Origin of the sequence: Trinickia sp., assembly GCF_051953955.1 — a bacterium.
Classification (GTDB): Bacteria; Pseudomonadota; Gammaproteobacteria; order Burkholderiales; family Burkholderiaceae; genus Trinickia.
Window position 1 is genome coordinate 50,028 of the sequence record NZ_JBQCIF010000124.1, and the last position, 19,452, is coordinate 69,479.

At 66.2% G+C, this 19,452-nt stretch carries 11 protein-coding genes; 4 read left to right on the forward strand and 7 right to left on the reverse strand.

All coding sequences use genetic code 11. From position 1 onward, the window contains the following. Together ACTHNZ_RS22835 and ACTHNZ_RS22840 are read right to left on the reverse strand one after the other, a co-directional pair. The gene (locus ACTHNZ_RS22835) at nt 1-3,975 is read right to left on the reverse strand and encodes a DUF748 domain-containing protein (RefSeq protein ID WP_440544861.1); all 3,975 of its coding nucleotides are present in this window, start codon (nt 3,973-3,975) and stop codon (nt 1-3) included. Nucleotides 3,976-4,031: 56 nt separating this feature from the next. Then, nucleotides 4,032-5,531, reverse strand: coding sequence for a DUF1254 domain-containing protein (locus tag ACTHNZ_RS22840; RefSeq protein WP_440544862.1), 1,500 nt, complete (start codon nt 5,529-5,531; stop codon nt 4,032-4,034). Between the two features lie 367 nt (nt 5,532-5,898). Here ACTHNZ_RS22840 and ACTHNZ_RS22845 point away from each other — a divergent pair, with 367 nt between their 5' ends. After that, the gene (locus tag ACTHNZ_RS22845) at nt 5,899-8,217 is read left to right on the forward strand and encodes a heavy metal translocating P-type ATPase (RefSeq protein ID WP_440544904.1); all 2,319 of its coding nucleotides are present in this window, start codon (nt 5,899-5,901) and stop codon (nt 8,215-8,217) included. Between the two features lie 105 nt (nt 8,218-8,322). Here ACTHNZ_RS22845 and ACTHNZ_RS22850 read toward each other — a convergent pair whose 3' ends face one another. Further along, nucleotides 8,323-9,384, reverse strand: a complete 1,062-nt coding sequence (locus ACTHNZ_RS22850; protein ID WP_440544863.1) for a hypothetical protein — start codon at nt 9,382-9,384, stop codon at nt 8,323-8,325. A gap of 387 nt (nt 9,385-9,771) precedes the next feature. Further along, entirely contained in the window at nt 9,772-10,503 is a 732-nt protein-coding gene (locus ACTHNZ_RS22855) for an MgtC/SapB family protein (RefSeq protein WP_440544864.1), read from the reverse strand. Nucleotides 10,504-10,625: 122 nt separating this feature from the next. Between ACTHNZ_RS22855 and ACTHNZ_RS22860 the strand changes: the two genes are divergently transcribed. Continuing rightward, nucleotides 10,626-11,723 (forward strand): AGE family epimerase/isomerase, encoded by a 1,098-nt coding sequence (locus ACTHNZ_RS22860; protein ID WP_440544905.1) that lies wholly within the window; start codon nt 10,626-10,628, stop codon nt 11,721-11,723. 134 nt (nt 11,724-11,857) lie between these two features. Here the strand turns inward: ACTHNZ_RS22860 and ACTHNZ_RS22865 are convergent, their stop codons facing one another. Then, the gene (locus ACTHNZ_RS22865; RefSeq protein ID WP_440544865.1) at nt 11,858-13,471 is read right to left on the reverse strand and encodes a methyl-accepting chemotaxis protein; all 1,614 of its coding nucleotides are present in this window, start codon (nt 13,469-13,471) and stop codon (nt 11,858-11,860) included. Nucleotides 13,472-13,730: 259 nt separating this feature from the next. On the opposite strand from ACTHNZ_RS22865, the gene ACTHNZ_RS22870 reads away from it, so the two are divergent. Then, nucleotides 13,731-14,198 (forward strand): PaaI family thioesterase, encoded by a 468-nt coding sequence (locus ACTHNZ_RS22870; RefSeq protein WP_440544866.1) that lies wholly within the window; start codon nt 13,731-13,733, stop codon nt 14,196-14,198. A gap of 165 nt (nt 14,199-14,363) precedes the next feature. Further along, complete coding sequence (locus tag ACTHNZ_RS22875; RefSeq protein WP_440544867.1) at nt 14,364-14,906, forward strand: hypothetical protein; 543 nt, start codon at nt 14,364-14,366, stop codon at nt 14,904-14,906. A gap of 93 nt (nt 14,907-14,999) precedes the next feature. Here the strand turns inward: ACTHNZ_RS22875 and ACTHNZ_RS22880 are convergent, their stop codons facing one another. Continuing rightward, a complete protein-coding gene (locus ACTHNZ_RS22880) occupies nt 15,000-17,393 on the reverse strand; it encodes a GNAT family N-acetyltransferase (RefSeq protein WP_440544868.1) in 2,394 nt (797 codons plus the stop codon). A 433-nt stretch (nt 17,394-17,826) separates the two neighbouring features. Beyond that, a complete protein-coding gene (locus tag ACTHNZ_RS22885; RefSeq protein WP_440544869.1) occupies nt 17,827-19,428 on the reverse strand; it encodes a peptide chain release factor 3 in 1,602 nt (533 codons plus the stop codon). Nucleotides 19,429-19,452: the final 24 nt, after the last annotated feature.

Here is a 19,452-nt window from a genome sequence, read left to right on the forward strand (position 1 = left end):
TCAGCTGGCCGGCGCGAGGTCGACGCGCGTCGCCGGGCCGTTGTCCTTCATCCCTTCCGTCCCAAAATGCGGCGCGACGATCGTGAGTCTGCTCGGATCGATTTTCTGGCTCAGATACTGGCGGACGTTCTGCGCGCGCTGCTCGGCGAGCGCATGCAGGCTCGTATCGTTCACGGGCGCATGGAAAGCGAGCGCTCGCTTCATGTCGTCGTCGGGAAGCGTCTTCGTCAAGCCTACGAAATTCCGTGGCTTCTTGAAGTCGGCGTTCTTGTACGCCTCCGTCAGATAGCGATGATATTCGTCGGCGCTGACGGTGACCGTCGCCGGATCGGCCTGCTGTCCGCCGCTTCCCGTCGCTTTCGCTTTTTCGCGTTTGACGAGATCGTCGACGTAGGCCATCCGCAAGCCCGGCATATCGACGTTCTCGTCGGCACGCCCGCTCAAGTCGAGCTTCACCTCGGGCTTCTCGGCGAGCAGCTTCACGAGCGTATCGAGCTTCGTGCGCGCCGAATCGCTGAGCGCGGCCGAGCCCGGCGCGAATGCGATGTATTGAAGGTGCTCCGCACTTGCGGAACCGTCCCCGCCGCCGCCGAGTGCATTGGCGAGCAGCGAGAACGGCGCCGTAACGGCTCGCTCGATCAAATGCCTCACCGCCCCCCAGATCAGGGATCCCAAGCTGAACTGCGGGTTCGACAGCGATCCCGAAACGGGGATGCGAACGTCGATCTTGCCGTGCGAATCCTTGAGCAACGCAATCGCCAAGCGGACGGGCAGGTGCGTTTCGGTGCCGTTCTCGACGTGGTCGCCGAACGTCAGCTGATCGATGATCAAATGATTTTCGGCGGTGAGCTGGTCGTTCTCGAGCTTGTAGTGCAGATCGACGTCCAGCCTGCCCTTCTCGATCGGATAGCCCGCATACTTCAGCGAGTAAGGCGTCAAGTTCTTCAGTTCGATATCGTGCGCGCTGGCGCCCAAATCGAGCGACGGCTTGGGCGCCAACGGGTTCGCCGTGCCGCGAATCGCGATCGGGCCGTTGTTCGCCAAGCTCGCGCTGATATCCACGGGCGCCGGCGCCGCGACGTCGGTTCCGATCGTACCGATCGTACCCGTGATGTCTTCGAGATCCGCCTTGTAGTTCGGCTTGACGAAGTCGTCCGTGTAATTGACGTGGCCCTGCTGCAAGACGATCTGGCCGATGCGAGCGTGCAGCGGTGTCGACGATGACGTGCCCGGCGCCGAGGTTTGAACCTGTGCCGTGGTCGTCGACGATTTCTGCTCTTTGCTTGCCGGCTGGTTCGAAGCCTCTCTCTGCCGGGCCAATACGTCGTTCAGATTGAGCTTGCCTTGCGCATCGAGCAGCACCTGCCCGAAAAATCGCGCGAACGTAACGCGCGCGATATCGAGGTTGATGCCGTGCGAATCGTAGCGCGCATTGATGCCGCCGATGCCGAGCGTGCCCCAGCCGGCGAGCGGCGCCGAGTTCGTGCGGTCGAGCAAGCGGACGTCGACGAGCGATGCGAAGCCGCGGTAGCTGTAGGACGGCCCGCCGCTCTTGGGCATCGCGGCCTTGACCTGGCCGCGCGCATTCAACTCGGCCTTGGCGATCTTCGCATTGAGGTTGTCGCCGAAATACGGCTCGAACGGCGAGAGGTCGAGACGGTTCGCCTCCACCGTCAGCAAGGCGTCGAGCGGGCTCGGCACGATGTCGCCGTTCGCGTTAAAGCTGCCCTTGCCGTTCAGCGACGCTTCGAGCTTGATCGCAAGCGGCCGGCTCATGTCCTCGGTGATGTCGCGCACGTCGAGTTGCACCGGCGCAAGATGCAGCTTCGCCGGGTGCGGCGCCGCTTCGTCGGTGAGATCCACGGCGCCATCCTTCAGCACGAGTTCGCCGATCCGGTAGCGCCAGCCCGATTGCGCCGGTTTGTCCGCGCTCGCGGCTTTCGTTCCCTTCGACGATTGGAACGATTTGGACGATGTCGTCGACTGTGGCGCGGCTTCCTTCGGCTCGTGCGTGCCATGTGCTTGCGCGTGCGTCTGCGTGCCGGATGGTGCCGCGGGCCGAGCCGCCCCTTCTTCTCGCGTCGGCCACGGCGGCTGCGCGAGATCGGCGAAACTGATGCGGCCGTCCTTTGCGCGCGAGCCCGACACCGCGAGCCCCGTCGCTTCGACGCGCTCGATTTCAGCCGACTGCGCTGCAACGTCGACGCGCTTGATCACGATCTTGCCTTGCGCCAGCGCGATCGCCGGCGCCGACTCTTTCGCTGTGTCGGGACCCATCACTTTCAGCGATTTGAGCATCACGTCGCCGGCGCCGACCTGCACGCGGGTGGCCGGCTTCGACCAGTCCGCATCGAGCGCGAGCGTCGCGCCGAGCGTGCCCTCGACCACACGCGCCCCGGTGAGGCTGTCCAAGTAAGGCTGCGCCGGCGGCAACGCTAGGCTATCGATCGTCACTCGGGCATCGGCCTGCTTCGCAGCCAAACCGAGCGCACCCGTGGCGGCAATGGTGCCGCCTTGCGCGAGCAGCGTGCGGATGGCGTAGTGCGCCTTGTCCTTGCCCTCGGTCGAAAAATCGTCGAGCGTGGCCGTGAGCTTTTTCAAATCGAGCGAGACGGCCCGGTCGGGCACGCGGTCTTCCAGCGCGAGGCTGCCGTCGTTCAATGCGAAATGCTTGATCGATACGTCGAGGGTGGCCGGCTGGCCCGGGTTCGCCATCGCCGAGGCCGACGCTGGCGTCGGTGCGGAAACCGCGGGAGCCCCCGATGCTGCGGATGCGGAAACAGGCGTCGAGGCGGCGTGTGTCGCCGATGCCGATGCCGATGCCGCCGCCGACGACGACGCTGCCGATGCCGTCGATGCAGGAGCGACGCTCGATGCGCCCTCGGCCCCATGGGCTTCGTCGCTAGCGGGACGAGGCTGCGCAGCGAACGCGCGCGCGATGCTCAATGCACCCGAGCGCTCGCGCGTCAAATGCAGCGCCGGCTGATCGAGAAGGATCTCGTCGAAACGATAGACGCCCGCGAACGGCTGCAGCCCCGCCGCGGCAACATGCAGCGCATGGGCCGCGAAAAACGGCGCCTTCGATGCATCGACGATCCGGGCATCGGTCAAATCGGCCGTGCCCGTGACGGTGAGCGACGGCTTGTCGGCCGTCATTTCGAAGCGAAGCTCGAGATTGCCGGCGAGCTTGCCGCTTTGCACTTCCAGCGGCAGCTTCGCCGGCACATAGGAGAGCAGGCGCGGGACGTCGAGGTCGCTGAACGTCAATGCCACGTCCGATTCGCGCGATTTCGCGAACGGCTTGGTCTTGCCGCCGATCGCGATCGGGCTGCCGTCGATGCGCGCCGAAAAACGCGGATCGACGAAGATGTTGGTCTGCGACGGCAGGGTCGCAATGAACGGCACGCCGAGCGAGAGCCGATCGACGACGTGCTTCGCGCCGAGCAGGCGATCGTCGAACGCAACGTGACCGTTTTCGACGGCGATATTGGACACCGAGAACAGCGTCGGGCCGCTGCTCGGCTGTTGCGACGGCTTTGCGAATTTCTCGGCGATGTCGCTGAAATTGAAACGCTGCGCGTCGTAGCGCACGACGTTGACGCTCGGCGAATCGACGCGCAACTCCGTCACGATCGGCGCGAAACGCAGCAGCGTCATCCACGAGACCCGCACGACGAGCCGTTCGATCGATGCGAATCCACCGGCGCCGCCGCGTTCGGCTAGGCGAACACCATCGGCTTCTAGCCGCAGCGTGTAGGGATTGAACGAGACTTTGCCGATCGTCGTGGGCCGGTCGAGTGCCTTGGCGATTTGCTGCTCGGCAACGTGCCGGATGAGCGGCGGCGCCACGAAAAACCCGAGCAGCCCATACAACGCCACGGCGATCACTACGCCGATCGCCGTGCGGCGAGCGCCGCGCGACCGCACCTTGTTCCTCAGGCCGCTCAGCAGGCCGCCCTTCGGTTCACTCGTCATCGCACGGCTCCACTCACGCTCGCTCGCTCCACTGCATTCGCTTCAACGCTCCAATGTTATCGACGCACGATCGCCGGCGGCGCCCAGCTGCCGTCCGTGGCGGTCCCCTGCGGCGCATAGAGCCGCATCACGAGCTGGAACGGTCCTTCCGGAGCCGGCAGCCAATTGCCCGCACGCGCCCTGCCCGCCGGCTTCGACGACACGTAGATGTCGAAGGAGCCGTCGCGGTTGCGCCGCAAGCGATCGTGCGAATCGATCGAATAGTGCGGCACACGCCCCGGCACGAGCGAGCCGTCCAACGAATAGGCCGTGATCGTCCAGTAAGCTCGGGCGGGCGGCATCGTCTTGCGCGTGAAATGCAGCACATAGTCGTTGCTGCCGTCGAGGGGCTTGCCGTCGCCGTCCACGAGCGCCGTCGGGAACACTTCGTCTCGCGAAGTCGCGGCGCCGGCATGCGCGAACGTCGCATAGGCGCGCAACGCATAATCGTCGCGATAAAGCCCAGTGCCGTCGCCCGCCCAGCTCCAGCCGTTGCCCGCGACGGCATTGACGGGCGGCTGCTGCACCCGCTTGGCGCCCTCGATCACGCCGGCCGCGATCGCGCCGGCCGAGCCGGCGGGAAAACGGACCGCCGCGCCCGGCTTCACGCCGATGTCGGCCAGCTCCTTCAACGCGTTGCCGTCGTCGTCCGATGGCGGATTGTCGCGCATCGCGTCGGCCAGCTTTCCAAAGAATCCATTCGCGTCGAGTTGCATGACCGCGGCCGCCGTGGCGGCAAGACCCGTCGACGCCGCGGCGACGCTTTCCTGCGCATCGTCGTCGCGCCGCTCGCGGGCGGCGACGCGCTCGCGCTTGCCATGCTTGCCGCGCGCGGCGTGGCGGTCATGCGCTTCGCTCGCATACGCCGAAAGCGGCTCGACGCGAACCTCGCCCAGCAGCCGACGTGCCCCCGGCACCTCGCGTGCGTCCAGTGCGGCGATGCGCACGCCGAGCCACAAATTCGGGCTCGGCGCATCGACGCGTGCCACGCCCGACGGCAATTGCCCGTCCCAACCCGGCGGAACGAGCGCGATCGTCTGCGGTTTAGGCGCGCCCGTATGCGCATTGGCACCGGCACCCGTCGACCAGACGACGTTCGTCCACATGTCGAGTACGCGCGCATCGAGAAAACGCCCGCGCGTATTGGGCACGGAGATCAGTACGGGCCCTTGCGATAGATCGAGCCACGCGTTCGCCGATAAAGTGTCGACGTCGGCCAGCGGCGGCAGTTCGTCGGCCGCCGTCTCGGCCATCGGCAACGGACGCAGCGTGTTGAGCATCGTCCCGGCATCGGTGCCGGCGGCCGCCAACGCCTGCGCCCGCGCGGTCGCCATGACGACGAGCGGGTAGCCGAAAACATACGAATCGACGACTTCGTCCTGGGTCCAGCCGCTCGCGTTCGGCGGCGGCGGCGCCTTCGGCGGCGCGGCGCAACCTGCAAAGACGATGGCGGCGACACAGGCCAGCCAAGGACGAGCCCCCAGGGGCAGCAGTGGTTTTCGAGTTTTAATTGTCATTTGTATGATCTATTGACTCGGCGTCAAGCGGAAGGACCTCCGCTTTTTCTGCCGTCGTACGGCGCTCGATCCGGCCGGGACCTCGCGCTGCGTCGATTCCGCTTCGACCTTCGAATCGCTAATCGCGAAAGCGTTTTATCGTATCCTCGGCCGCGAAGCAAGAAGCCGCCCGCCCCCGAGCATAAAACGTCATTGCGACAGTCGATCCGTCGCGCGCCTGCCACCCCGGCACGCATCCCACTATCTAGCCCGAGTTCCGACCCGAGCCGCCATGCGGTTCGAACCAAGGGGCCAGCATACGCCCCCCTCTACACTACACAAACATGAGCTTGACCTTCCCATCATGGGAAGGCTGATAGTTTGAAACATCATGAGCCAGTCATTCTCCTCCACCGGCGTCGACGTGCCGACGACCGAACTCGATATCGAAGGCATGACCTGCGCTTCATGCGCCGCGCGTGTCGAAAAAGCACTCGCACGCGTGCCCGGCGTGACCGCGGCATCGGTCAATCTCGCCACCGAGCGCGCCACGGTGCGCGCGGCCGCGCCGTTTGCACCGAGCGACGTGCAGCGGCTCGTCGACGCGGTCGTCGATGCCGGCTATCAAGCGCGGGCTAGCGCCAGCGAGCAGGATCGGAGCGACGCGGACGGGCACGCGGCCGCCGGCACCGGCGGCACCCGCGCCCGTCACGCGCGGCGCGAACTGGCGGCCGTCGCCGCATCGGCGCTCCTCGCCGCTCCGTTGATGCTGCCGATGCTGACCGCGCCGTTCGGCATGGAAGCGGCGCTGCCGGCATGGCTACAGCTCGTGCTGGCCAGCATCGTCCAATTCGTCTGCGGTGCCCGGTTTTACGTCAGCGCCTATCGCGCCGTGCGGGCGCGCGCGGGCAACATGGATCTGCTCGTCGCGCTCGGCACGTCGGCCGCCTACGGCCTGAGTGTCTGGCAGACGATCGTCCATCCCGGCGATGCCATGCATTTGTATTTCGAAGCCTCCGCCGTCGTCATCACGCTCGTGCGGCTCGGCAAGTGGCTGGAAGCGCGCGCCAAGCGCGAGACGACCGATGCGATTCGCGCATTGGCCGCGTTGCGGCCCGACCGCGCGCAGGTCAAGGACGCGCTCGGCAACGTGCGCGAGGTGCCGCTCGCGCAGGTGCGCGTCGGAATGGCCGTGGTCGTGCGGGCCGGCGAGCGGGTGCCTGTCGATGGGCTCGTCGCCGCCGGGCAAACCCACATCGACGAATCGCTGATCACAGGAGAAAGCCTGCCCGTCGCCAAGGGGCCCGGCGAGCGCGTGACGGCCGGCTCGGTCAACGGCGAAGGCACGCTCGAAGTGACGACGACTGCCACCGGCGCCGAAACGACGCTCGCGCGCATCATCCGGCTCGTCGAAAGCGCACAAGCGGAGAAGGCGCCGATTCAGCGGCTCGTGGATCGCGTCAGCGCCGTGTTCGTGCCGGCGATCCTCGTGCTCGCGGCGGCAACTTTCGCGGGATGGCTGCTGGCCGGGGCACCGGTGCAGACGGCGATTCTCGACGCCGTGTCCGTGCTCGTCATCGCCTGCCCCTGCGCGCTGGGCCTGGCGACGCCGGCTGCGCTGATGGCCGGCACGGGTGTCGCCGCTCGTCGCGGGGTGCTCATCAAAGACGCCGAAGCGCTCGAGCTCGCGCAGCGCGTATCGATCGTGGCGTTCGACAAGACCGGAACGCTGACGGCCGGCAAGCCGACGCTCGTCGCATTCGAACCGTTCGGCGTCTCGCGCGATGACGGCCTCGCGCTCGCGGCCGCGGTCGAGCGACACAGCGATCATCCGCTGGCACGCGCCCTGTTGGCCGAGTACGACGCGTTGCGTGCGACCTCATCGCCATCGTCCGCCGCGGCCGGCGAGCCGCGTTCGAGCCTGGCCACGGCCAAGCAGGCGAAAGCGGTTCCCGGACGCGGGATGCAAGCCGAAATCGACGGACACACGCTCTGCGTCGGCAATAGCCGCTGGCTTGCCGAGCTCGGCGCCCAGCCGACGGCCGAGGCGCGTGCTCGCGCGGTACAGCTCGAAGCCGCGGGCAATACCGTTTCGTGGCTCGTCCGTGCAAGCGACGGGCAGACGCCCGCGCAAACGCTGGCACTGATCGCTTTCGGCGACACCGTCAAGCCGACCGCCCGGGCAGCCGTCGAGCAGTTGGCCGCGCGCGGCGTCAAAAGCGTGCTCGTGACGGGCGACAACCGAGGCGCCGCAGCGAGCGTCGCGGCCGCGCTCGGCATCGATGAGGTCTACGCGCAAGTGCTGCCGGAAGACAAGGCCGAGATCGTCGCGCGGCTCAAAGCGCGCACGGGGCAGGTCGTGGCGATGGCGGGCGACGGCATCAACGACGCCCCGGCGTTGGCTGCGGCCGATATCGGCATCGCGCTCGCCACGGGCACCGACGTCGCGATGCATGCGGCCGGGGTGACGCTCATGCGCGGCGATCCGGCGCTCGTGGCCGACGCGATCGACATTTCGCGGCGAACCTATCGAAAGATCCAGCAGAATCTGTTCTGGGCGTTCGTCTACAACTTGATCGGCATTCCGCTCGCGGCGTTCGGGCTGCTCAATCCGATGCTCGCCGGGGCGGCAATGGCGTTCTCGAGCGTGAGCGTCGTTACGAACGCGTTGCTGCTCAAGCGGTGGAAGGGCGTCGAAAGAGGGTGACGCCAATTGCGGCGCCCAGCGTCGTCGGACCGCTGAGTGCCGAGTGCTACTAGCCCAATGCAGCGCCGGAACTTGCTGTTGCAACCCGCGGACTATGCAGATCGTTCAGTGTCCGGCGTAGGTGGAGCGACTCCACTCCGTTTGCCGTTGATGCCGCTCCCTTGCCCTGTGATGCCGCGCGTGCCCGGACCTCGCGTGATGCGTCGGCTGCGGCGGGGCGGCGTTCGTCGAGGATGCCGCTGACTCGCCGTCAAGTGCCGACATCGGCCCATCCGCCGCGCGCAAGCTCCCGGGCGAGGCAGCCGCGGCGCTGGTCAAGTTCGCCAGCGCGGCTTGCTGCTGGTTCAAGGTCAATTGCTGTTGATCTTGCGTGGCCTGCACGCGGTTGCTGAAGCCCATCAGCGCGAGGGTCTGGACGATGGCGATGCCGAGCAGCACCACGAGCCCCGCTAGGGCAAGGGTGAGCCAGCGCCGCGTCCGTTGCCAACGCACTTCGGCCGCCCCCCGCTCTTCGACGAACGCTTCTTCCAGCGAAGCGAGGTTCATCGCGAGTGCGGTCGTTTCGGATTTCGCCAACCCGAGTGCGCCTTCGTCGGCACGATACGCTGCGCGGCCCGCGCCGGCGGTGACGGCGCCCGTCGCGAGCGCTGCCGCCCTGCGAGCGGCAGCCCGCTTCTCGGCTGCAGCGAGCTTGTCGACGGCGGTAGACGGCTTTGCAATCGCCTCGGGCGTATCGTCTACGGCCGGGCTCCCTGCTACCACCGGCTTCTCGCCTGCTACCGGCCTCTCCGGTACGACCGGCTTTCCGTCTACACCCTGCTTGCCAGCTACCGCCGGCTTCTCGCCTACTGCGGACTCATCACCGAGTACCGGGTTGCCATCGACTGTCGGCTTGCCACCTACAGCCGGCTTGTCATCGACAGCCGCCTTGTCACCTACTGCCGGGTTGCCATCGACTACCCGCTTGGCACCTACAGCCGGGTTGCCATCGACTGCCGCCTTGGCCTCGACGGCGGGCTTCTCATCCACAGCCGGCTTGCCGGCCGCACTCGGCCCAAGGCCGACAGCTTCCGCCTTCCCGACCGGCACCGGGTCACGCTGCGGCACCGCTCCGATTTCCGACGACGCCGCAGTCTCGGCATCGGCACGCTCATGCTCAATCGTCATAGCGACCACCCTATCGGCCGGCAGCTCGAAACCTAGCAGCGTGCCTTGGCGCGGATCGAAGTTCGGCAGGAACGGCGAAGAATCGTCCTGCTCCTGGGTCCCCGCGCGCGCCGTTTGCGATTCGGGCTCGATTGCGGTGCGCGTGGGTCGACGCTCCTCGCTCGACGAAGCAGCGCGTGACCGATTTTTGGACGGCGAAGCGCCCGGCGAACGGGAGGAAGCGGATGCTGCAGAATCTGCCATGGCGTGTGGTGACGGCTGCGCCCGCGCGCAACTCGTTGGAATTGTAGTCAAGCATGTGACGAACGCCGCATTGTCTCATGATCGGTCTGCCCCGCGGCGCGCCGGCACAGGCCGTCGCGCCATGCCAACGGGGCTCGCGTCGCCTCAGCGGCCCTCGCCTCGCACGTCCGGCGGGCCATCATCGTTGCCCTCCCCATTCTCGCTGACGTCGCTCAACGCACGGACCCCGCGCGAATGACGCAGCCGGTCGCAGATACCCGCGAACTCGTCGGCGGGCACGCGGGCAAAGCCGATGACGACGTCATCGCACTCCGGCTCCTCTTCGCTTTGCTGGACGATGAATTGCTTGACCCGGCCGTTCGAGCGCCCAAGCACCGCGCGCAGCGAATCGAGCGTGAGAGAACCTCGCTCGACGCGCAACGTCACGCGTCGCCGCAGGCGTGCGGAAATGTAGCGCCGTTCGATCGGCTTCAGGCCGGCCAGGATCGCCAGAATGATGATCGTCGCCGCGATCGCGGCCGTATCGAGCCCCGCACCGACAGCCAGCCCGATGGCGGCGACGGACCAGACGCTTGCCGCCGTCGTCAGGCCGCGGATGACCTCACCGCGCAGCAAGATCGCGCCCGCTCCCAGAAAGCCGATTCCGGACACGACCTGGGCCGCGATCCGGGAGGGGTCCAGCACGACGTTGGGACGACCCAGGACGTCGGCAAAACCAAACGCCGACACGATCATGACGAGCGCCGAGCTGACGCAGACGAGCATATGCGTGCGCAAGCCGGCAGCCCACGCCTGCCGCTCGCGCTCGAATCCGATGACGCTGCCGAGGATCGCCGCAAGGATCAGCCGCAGGATGAGTTCGCCGTTGCCAAGCATCGCCAGCCTCCTTTGTTGCCGCGGGACTGCCCCGCGCCGCGGCTTTGGATTATCCTTTGCGCTTCGCGCGGCGCCGGTAAGGCGCGCGCCGTTACGTCCCCACGCCAAACCGTATCATGTCCATTTCGATCGAGCGTTCGATCGCGGCCGAGGCCGCCGCCCTGCACGCGCACTATGCGCAAATCATCGTACCCATCTGGCGTGGGCCGGGCTACAACCAGGCGTTGCAATTACCGTACGAGGCCGTCGGCACGGACGATCACGCGCCGTTACCGGTCCTGCGGTACCGCGCCATGGCCTGCGCAAGGCAATTGTTCGTGTTTTCGCAAGCGGGCGACGCGGCACATGCCGGGCAACTCTTTCAAGCGATGTGCCGCTATTTCCATGACGCGAAGCATGGCGGATGGATCTACAGCGTCGACGCGCAGGGTGCACCGCTCGATACGACGAAGGACCTCTATACGCACGCGTTCGTAATCTTCGCCTGCGCGCACTACGCCGCGGCAACGGGCGATCGCGATGCATTGCGCGTCATCGACGAGACGGCCTCGCTCGTGCAGGCGCGTTTCGCCGCCTCCGATTCCCTGCTTCATGCCGCGCTCGACGCCGATTTCTCCGCGCCGCGCACCGGCCCCCTGCAAAATCCGCTGATGCATTTGACGGAAGCTTATCTGGCCGCCTACGAAACGACGGGCGAGCCCGGCTACGAATCGGCACTGGGACAACTGGCAGGCGCGGTGGCACGCCACTTCGTCCATGCGCCGACGGGCTCGATCGCCGAGCTGCCGATCGGGAGCGCCGACAACCGGCTCGAGCCGGGGCATCAATTCGAATGGTTCTACCTCGTGAAGCGGGCGGGGCCGGTCGCTGCCGCGTCGGGGCTCGAAGGCGATCTGTCGCGCGCGTTCGACTTTGCACGGCAGCACGGCATCGATCCGGCGACGGGCGGCGTCTGCGCGGCACTCGACGAGACCGGCGCCGTCAAGGATGCGACGCAGCGGATTTGGGCGCAAACCGAGTATCTTCGCGCGCTTGCCACGCGCGGCCGCCCCGAAGACATGGAAAGGCTAGCGTTGCAGATACCGCGCTTCCAAGCGCGCTTTCTGCACGCGCGCGGCTGGCACGAGTGCCTCACGCCGACAGGCGACGTGGCGCGCGCCGACATGCCGTCGACGACGCCTTATCACCTCGCCACGGCATACGCTTCGCTGCCCGTCTAGGGCCTCGGGGGCACAAGCGCTCGCCTAAGTTCGCGCTTGCGGACGTACGCTGAGCGCACCGCGCGACGCTGACGAAGCGTGCGCCCCGATGTGCGATTCGATCCGGCCGCCGCCGACGGACGGCCTCGTTGGGCTCAGTAAGCGAGCATCGGGGCGGTGGCAGCCGCATGCGCGGCGGCGGCGAAACGGGCGTCGCCGAGAACGGCCTGTGAAATCTCGAACACCGAAACGGCTTCCTTCAGCTGGCGCGTTTGATCATGCAGCGACGACGCCGCCGCTGCCGCCTCTTCGACGAGCGCAGCATTCTGCTGCGTCATGCGGTCCATCTGCACGACGGCTTGATTGACCTGCTCGATGCCGGTGCTTTGCTCGTGCGACGACGCGCTGATCTCGGCCATCATTTGCGCCACGCGCGAGATCGACATCGATACCTTCTGCATCGCGCCGCCCGCACGCTCAACGAGCTCCGAGCCGCCTTCGATCTGCGAGACCGATTCGCTGATGAGCCCCTTGATCTCCTTGGCCGATTGCGCGCTGCGCTGCGCCAGGCCGCGCACTTCGCCCGCCACCACCGCAAAGCCGCGGCCCTGCTCGCCTGCGCGCGCGGCTTCGACGGCCGCGTTCAGCGCGAGGATGTTCGTTTGAAACGCGATGCCGTCGATGACGCTGATGATCTCGGCAATGCGATCCGAGCTTTGTGCGATGCCGCGCATCTTGTCGACGACGCTGTCGACCACGCTCGCCCCTTCGGACGTCGAACGCAGCGCGTCGTCGGCCAGCGAATTCGCCTCGCGCGCGTGCTCGGCGTTCTGACGCACCGTGGCCGTCAGCTCTTCCATGCTCGAGGCGGTCTCCTCGAGCGACGCCGCTTGATTTTCCGTGCGTGCCGAGAGATCGGCATTGCCCGTCGCGATTTCGTCGGCACCCGTATGAATCGAGTCCGCCGCGTCGCGCACGGTCTTCACGGTTTGAGCGACGCTCGCCTGCATGTGCGCGAGGCCCTCGAACAGACGGCCGATTTCGTTCGTGCCGCGCGCTGCGATCGGCTCGACGAGCTTGCCGCGCGCGATGCGCTCGAAGTGGCGTCCGGCTTCCTCCAGCGGCGCGATGACACCGCGCTTGAGCGCGGCATAGACGGCAGCCGTGCCGCCGAGCAGCGCCGCGAGGATCGCGAGGCTCACCGTGCGGAACATCGCCAGGCGCGAATCGATCGACTCGAGCGACGCGCGGCTTTGCGCATCGCCGAATTGGGTAAAGGCGTGCTGTTCGCCGATGAACGCGTCTTGGAACGACTGCGTCGGCTGATCCATGAACGCCTTCACGTTGTTGGCATCGAGGTACTGAGCGAGTTCCGTCAGCGCCGTGTGCAGCGCCCGATACTTTTCAGCGAGCGCCGCCGCGTGCGCACGGTCCTCATCGCTCGATTTCGGGGCGTCGGCGAACCGCGCGAACGACTGATCGGCAAGCGCGAGCTGCTCGCGCGCGTGCTCGACGATCTGCGTGGGTTCGGCGCCGCCACCGACCATCCGCGTTCCGGCGCGCGACAAATTGATGCGCGCGTCCATGAGGTGCTGAGTCGTTTCATTGACCGCGTTGACCTGGACGAGCGCGACGTTGTCGAGGTCGCCCACGTCATGATGCGTGCTCGTCAGAAACCAGAATCCGATCCCGCCCGTCACGAACTGCAACAGACAGAAGGCGGCCAGAACGAACAACAGGCCGGAAGCGAGCTTGATCTTGCTGAACATCGAGAACATCCGAAAGAAAAACGAAAGGAAAGCCAGACCGGCGCTACTTACTTAGCGACTTAGACAGGCCTTAGGGTTAACGGCAAGTCGACGGCTCGCTTGAGCGGCGACAGGCGAATCGCGCCGATCCGCACGAACCGGCCGGCGGTTTGTCGAACGCAATGAAGGAAGCGACTACTCGCTTCCTTGACGGAACGCGTCCGCCCTTCCTAGAGTGGTACGCGACACGACACGGGGCCCGGCCCCGAAGGGGTTCGGCATGACCGATTTTTTCGACCTCGCGCGCGGTGCGCTCCACGCGCAACCGTTCAGCATGCTGCTCGGCACGGAACTCGTGGAGATCGGCGAGCGCGAAGTGACACTGCGGCTGCCGATCCGCGACGAACTGCGTCAGCAGCAGGGCTTCGTGCACGGCGGCGTCACGAGCTACCTGGCCGACAACGCGCTGACGTTCGCCGCCGCGCTGGCCCTGGGGCCGCGCGTCGTCACGGGCGAGTACAAGATCAACTACCTGCGGCCGGCCGTGCGCGGCACGCTGCTCGCGCACGCCGAACTGATCTATGCCGGGCGTGGCCACGCAATCTGCCAATGCCGGGTGTTCGTCGTCGACGGAGAAAAGGAAACGCTCATCGCGTTGGCGCAAGGCACGATCAACCGGGTCGGCGACGGCCCGAACGCCTCGCTGCCGCACGCGGAGCACGACGCGCACGGCGACGAACGCGCTTGACGCCCGAAGCCATAGCGCCCTGTCCCACAAGTCGCGTTGATATGAAATCGCTCAAAGAACCCGTTACCGGCCAGGGCACTAGATCGCAGGCTCGAGGAACGCTAGAATGGCGACCCTTCAAAAAAGCGCGCGCGGCTTCGCTCGTGCGCGCCGTCGTTCGATCTCATGGCCAAACTTCTGACTGACACTGAATTCCAGCGCTTTTCCGAACTCCAGCAAAAGCAAGCCAGCTTCACCATTACGAGCGAAGAAGCCGACGAACTGCGCGGCATCGTCGAACGCGCGCAGCAAAAGCGCGATGACCGCGCCGCGGCCATGCAGGCGATCGAGACCCATATCGCTCAGTTCGAAATCACGCCCGACGAGCTCTTTTCGCCCGAGCAGATCGGCGAAGCGGCACGCGCCTACGGCCTGATCGCCGCCACGAAGAAGGAGCGCGCGCTACCGCCCGCGCTGACGCACAACGGCAAGACCTATCAATGGACGCGCGCGCTCCCCGACGACATCCGCGTACCGCTGTTCGATGCGTTCAAGGCCGGGCAATCGATCAAGCCGTTCCTCGCCACGCCGAAGGACACCGCGCGCAACGCAGCCGCGATCGCGCGGCTCGAGCGCGAGACGGGCGCCGTCTACGCCGATGCTTGGCTGGAGGAGCTCGCCATCGCGCGCAATCTCGTCGAAGAAGCCGCCGCTAAGTTGGCCGCTTAAGCGAGTAGCGAGCCGGCATACAAGCATTCGTAGAGAGAAACGTAGAAGCAAACGGAAAATCACCGCTGCGACCACCACCGTGCCCGCGCCGCGTCACGGCGCGTGTGCGTCTTCTCGCAGCGGCATCTTGACTTCCACCACGGCCGGGTCGGCCGTCGAACTCGTCATGAATCCCAGCGCCGCGGCCAGGTGCAGCATCGGGCGGTTTTCGCGCAAAACTTCGCCGACGATGCAGCCCGTGCCGCGTGCGCGCACATAGGCGACGATGCGCTCCATCAAGAGCCGGCCCAGCCCCTTCCCCTTCAGATCCGAGCGCACGGCCAACGCGAATTCGGCACACTCGTTGTCAGGATCGGTGATCGTGCGGACGACACCCAGCGTGACCGCCGCACTGCCTTCGCCGCTGGTCGCGATCAGCGCCATCTCGCGGTCGTAGTCGATCTGCGTCATGCGGGCCAACTGGGTGTGGTCGAAGCCGCTGATTGCGCCGAAGAATCGCAAGCGCAAATCGTTGGGCGTCATCGCTGCCGCGAAAGCGCTGTGGGCCGGTTCGTCTTCCGGACGGATCGGCCGTATCGTCAGCCGCTCGCCGTGCCAGTCGATCGTCTCTTCGAGCTGTCGCGGATACGGCACGATCGCGAGGCGCCCGCGCGCGGACGCCAGCGTCACACGCGGTCCCACGAGCCGCGCACGCGTGCGCGTCACCCTGAGCGTCACCGCGAGCCCGACGATCTGCTCCACGCAGCAGACGGCTTCCGACAGGCCCGTCAACGCTTCGAGCACGGCCTCCACCCGTACGCATTGCGCGTACGGTGAACGCGAGACGAACTCGCGAGCCAGGACGGGATTCAACGGTGGCAGGCCATAGGCCGAAAAGGGAGCCGACATCCCGTCGGCCGCCGGCGCAGCGAACTCGAAGACGGGACCGAAATTCGCATCGTCGCGCAGGCTGACCGCGATATCGACGATGGGCGCCTCGTCCTCTTTTGCGTCGGAAGCCGTTGGCTGCGGCTCATCGTCGGCCAGCCGCAGCCCGAAACCCGCCAGTAATCGCGCGGCGCCTTCGCCGGCCAGCGTCACCGTGCGCTCCGATGCCAGCGCGGCCTTTGCGTAGGCCTGCGCCGCTTCGATACAGGCCGGCACCTGGGCCGGCAACCCCTGCGGCGTCTGCATCAGCAGCTCGCGGCCAAGGCGGTAATCGACGAGGCGCGCGAACGCGCGCGCGAGCCGATGCGGCGTCGAGTGGACCGCGATGCCGTGAGCGCGCAGCGCATCGCGCGTTTGCTCGTCGACCGCGCCGAAGAAGCAGGCCAGCAGCCCCCGATACGCGAGCCGTTGCCGTTCGATCAGCACGCGCGCCACGTCGGCGGCGGGCGCGCTCAGCGTCGAGGCGTGGACGACGAACGCCGTCCCGGTGTCATGATGCGGTGCCAGCGCCTCGAGCGCCAACCCGAAATGCTCGGGCCGGGCATCGTTGCCGAGCACGAGCGGATTGCCAGGCACGGCATCGGGCACGACGGCCGCGATCGACGCCGCCGCAACGCTCGGCCATTCGGCCAACATCGTACCCGCCTGAGCAAATGCATCGGCGGCCAGGGCCGCCACACCGCGGTCGCTCGTCACGAGCGTGGCCGACGAACTCGCCGCGATGCGGCCCACGCCAAGCGTTTCGATCTCGTCGATCAAATCGTCGAGCGATGCCACGCGCACGAGTCCCGCACGCCGGAACGCGGCGGCGTAGAGCGCATCGGCCGGGTCCGCGTGGCCCGTGCGCAGGACGAGCACCGGCTTGTTGCGTGCCGCCGCCCGCGCGGCCGACATGAATTTGCGCGCCGCCCGAACCGTGGACAGCTCGAGCAAAATCGCATGCGTGGCCGGATCGCTCGCGAGATAGTCGAGCACGTCGCCCACGTCCACGTCAATCTCGCGCCCGAGCGCGATCGCGTGCGACACGCCGAGCCCGCGAGCCTGCGCCCAGCCGAGCACTGCGTTCGTCAGCGCATTCGATTGCGAGACCCACGCCGCGCCGCCCGGCCGCACCATCGACGACGGCGCGCCGAGATGCGCGTTCAGCTCGGGCGTCACGACCCCAAGGCTACCGGGGCCGACGATTCGCAGCAGGTACGGCTTGGCCGCGGCCAACGCTCGCTCGAGCGTTGCGGAATCGGCGTCTCGTTTGGTATCGCTGACGATGATCACGGCGCGCGTGCCGAGTCGGCCGAGCTTGCCGATGATGTCCGGCCAGGTCTGGCTCGGCGTGCAAATCAGCGCGACGCACGGCGCTTCGAGCAGATCGGCCGCATCCGAGAAGACGGTGCATCCGTCCAATTCAGCGTACTTGGGGTTGACGGGCCAGACGGGGCCTTTGAAGCCGCCTTCCAGGAGGCGGCGCCAGACTTTGGCACCGACGCTTTCGGACCGGGCCGACGCGCCGATGACAGCTATCGAGGTCGGGCGAAATAGCAGATCGAGGTTGCGAACGGTCATCGCTGCACGCACCTGGCGAAGAAGGGGAAGCCACGAATGGATTGCCGCCCCGTCAGCTTAGATCATGCGGGCGCTCTGTTGTGACCTATCGTGTGCGGCGCTGTTCGCGTTCATGGCTCGGGCTGCTCCCAAAGACGCCCAAGGGCAAAGCGAAAAAAAAGGGCAAGAAGGCGAAGGTTGCCGCCTAAAAATCAAAAGCCCCGCGTTGAGCGGGGCTTTTGGTCATGCAGTCCGAATCCGCTTACCCAGACTTAGCTGGACCCTCTTGGGCGGGATGTCCCTTGCATCGGCTTATAGGACGTCATTGTCTTCGGATGGTAAAGATACCGTCCACCAGTGTCTAGCCTTTTTTGCTGAGCGGACAATGCAGTCCAGCCCCATTATCTAGCGATTTCAACGGTTGACCGCGAAACCAACGCTACAGCTCAACGCCTCACATATTCTTCTTGAACGGCGCGCCCGAATGCTCGCGCAACTCGTTGAAGACGATGTTGGGCCAAGCCTTTTGCGCCACTTCGATCTCGGAGATGTGCGAGGCGAGGTAAGTCGGTGCATTGGCGGCATCGAGCGCCATGCGTGCAGCATAAGCATCGGTGAACCGGCGCAGCTCGGCCGGATCGCCGCAAGTCACCCAGCGCGACATCCGATAGCGCGCAGGCATGATCCGCACGTCCACCTTGTACTCGGCGGAGAGCCGGTGCGAGACCACCTCGAACTGCAACTGCCCCACCGCGCCAAGGATGATCGAGCCGCCGTAAGCAGGACGAAACACCTGAATCGCCCCCTCTTCGCCAAGCTGCTTCAGCGCTTCGCCAAGCTGTTTGGCCCGCATCGGGTCGACCACTTCGACCGTCTGAAAAATTTCCGGCGCGAAAAACGGCAGGCCGACGAATTGAAGCATTTCGCCTTCCGTCAAGGTATCGCCAAGGCTCAGCGTGCCATGGTTCGGAATACCGATAATGTCGCCGGGATAGGCTTCGCTCACCGTCTCTCGCCGCTGCGACAAGAACGTGACGACGTTGTTCGCGCGGAAGGTCTTGCCCGAGCGGGTGACCTTGAGCGCCATCCCGCGCTCGAAGCGCCCCGAGCAAACGCGGATGAACGCAACGCGGTCACGGTGCGCCAGGTCCATGTTGGCCTGCACTTTGAACACGACACCGGTGAATTTCGGTTCTTCCGGCTGCACGGGTCGCTGGACAGCCATCCGGGCCGACGGCGGCGGTGCGAGCTCCACCAAGGAATCCAGGATTTCCTTCACGCCGAAGTTGTTGATCGCCGAACCGAACAGCACCGGCGACTGCTGGCCCGCCAAGAATGCCTCGCGATCGAACGACGGCGTCGCGGCGCAAATCAGATCGATCTCTTCCTTGGCCTTCTTCCATGCAAAACCGAAGCGCCGCTCGCCCTCTTCCTCGTCGATCGCCGAAACGGTCTCGACCGCACCGCCCGCCGTATCTTGCCCAGCGCGAAATACGCGCACCTGGTCGCGAATGACGTCGTAGACGCCCTGAAAATCCTTGCCCATCCCGATCGGCCAGGTAAACGGCACGGCCGATACGCCGAGGTGCTGCTCGATCTCGTCGAGCAAGTCGAGCGGCGCGCGCACTTCACGATCGAGCTTGTTGATGAACGTGACGATCGGCGTGCGGCGGCTGCGGCACACCTCGAGTAGCTTGAGCGTCTGCGCTTCGACGCCGTTCGCACCGTCGATCACCATGACGGCCGCGTCGACGGCCGTCAGCACGCGATAAGTATCCTCGGAGAAATCCTCGTGACCCGGCGTATCGAGCAAGTTGATGACGGCGTCGCCGTATTCGAACTGCATGACCGAGCTCGCCACCGAGATGCCACGCTGCTTCTCGATTTCCATCCAGTCGGACGTCGCATAGCGATTACTCTTCCGACCCTTCACCGTGCCCGCGATCTGGATCGCGCCCGAAAACAGCAGAAGCTTCTCGGTGAGCGTGGTTTTCCCCGCGTCGGGGTGGGAAATGACCGCAAACGTGCGGCGGCGCTTGAGTTCGGCAACTGACATCGTATGAATGGGACTTTCGGGATT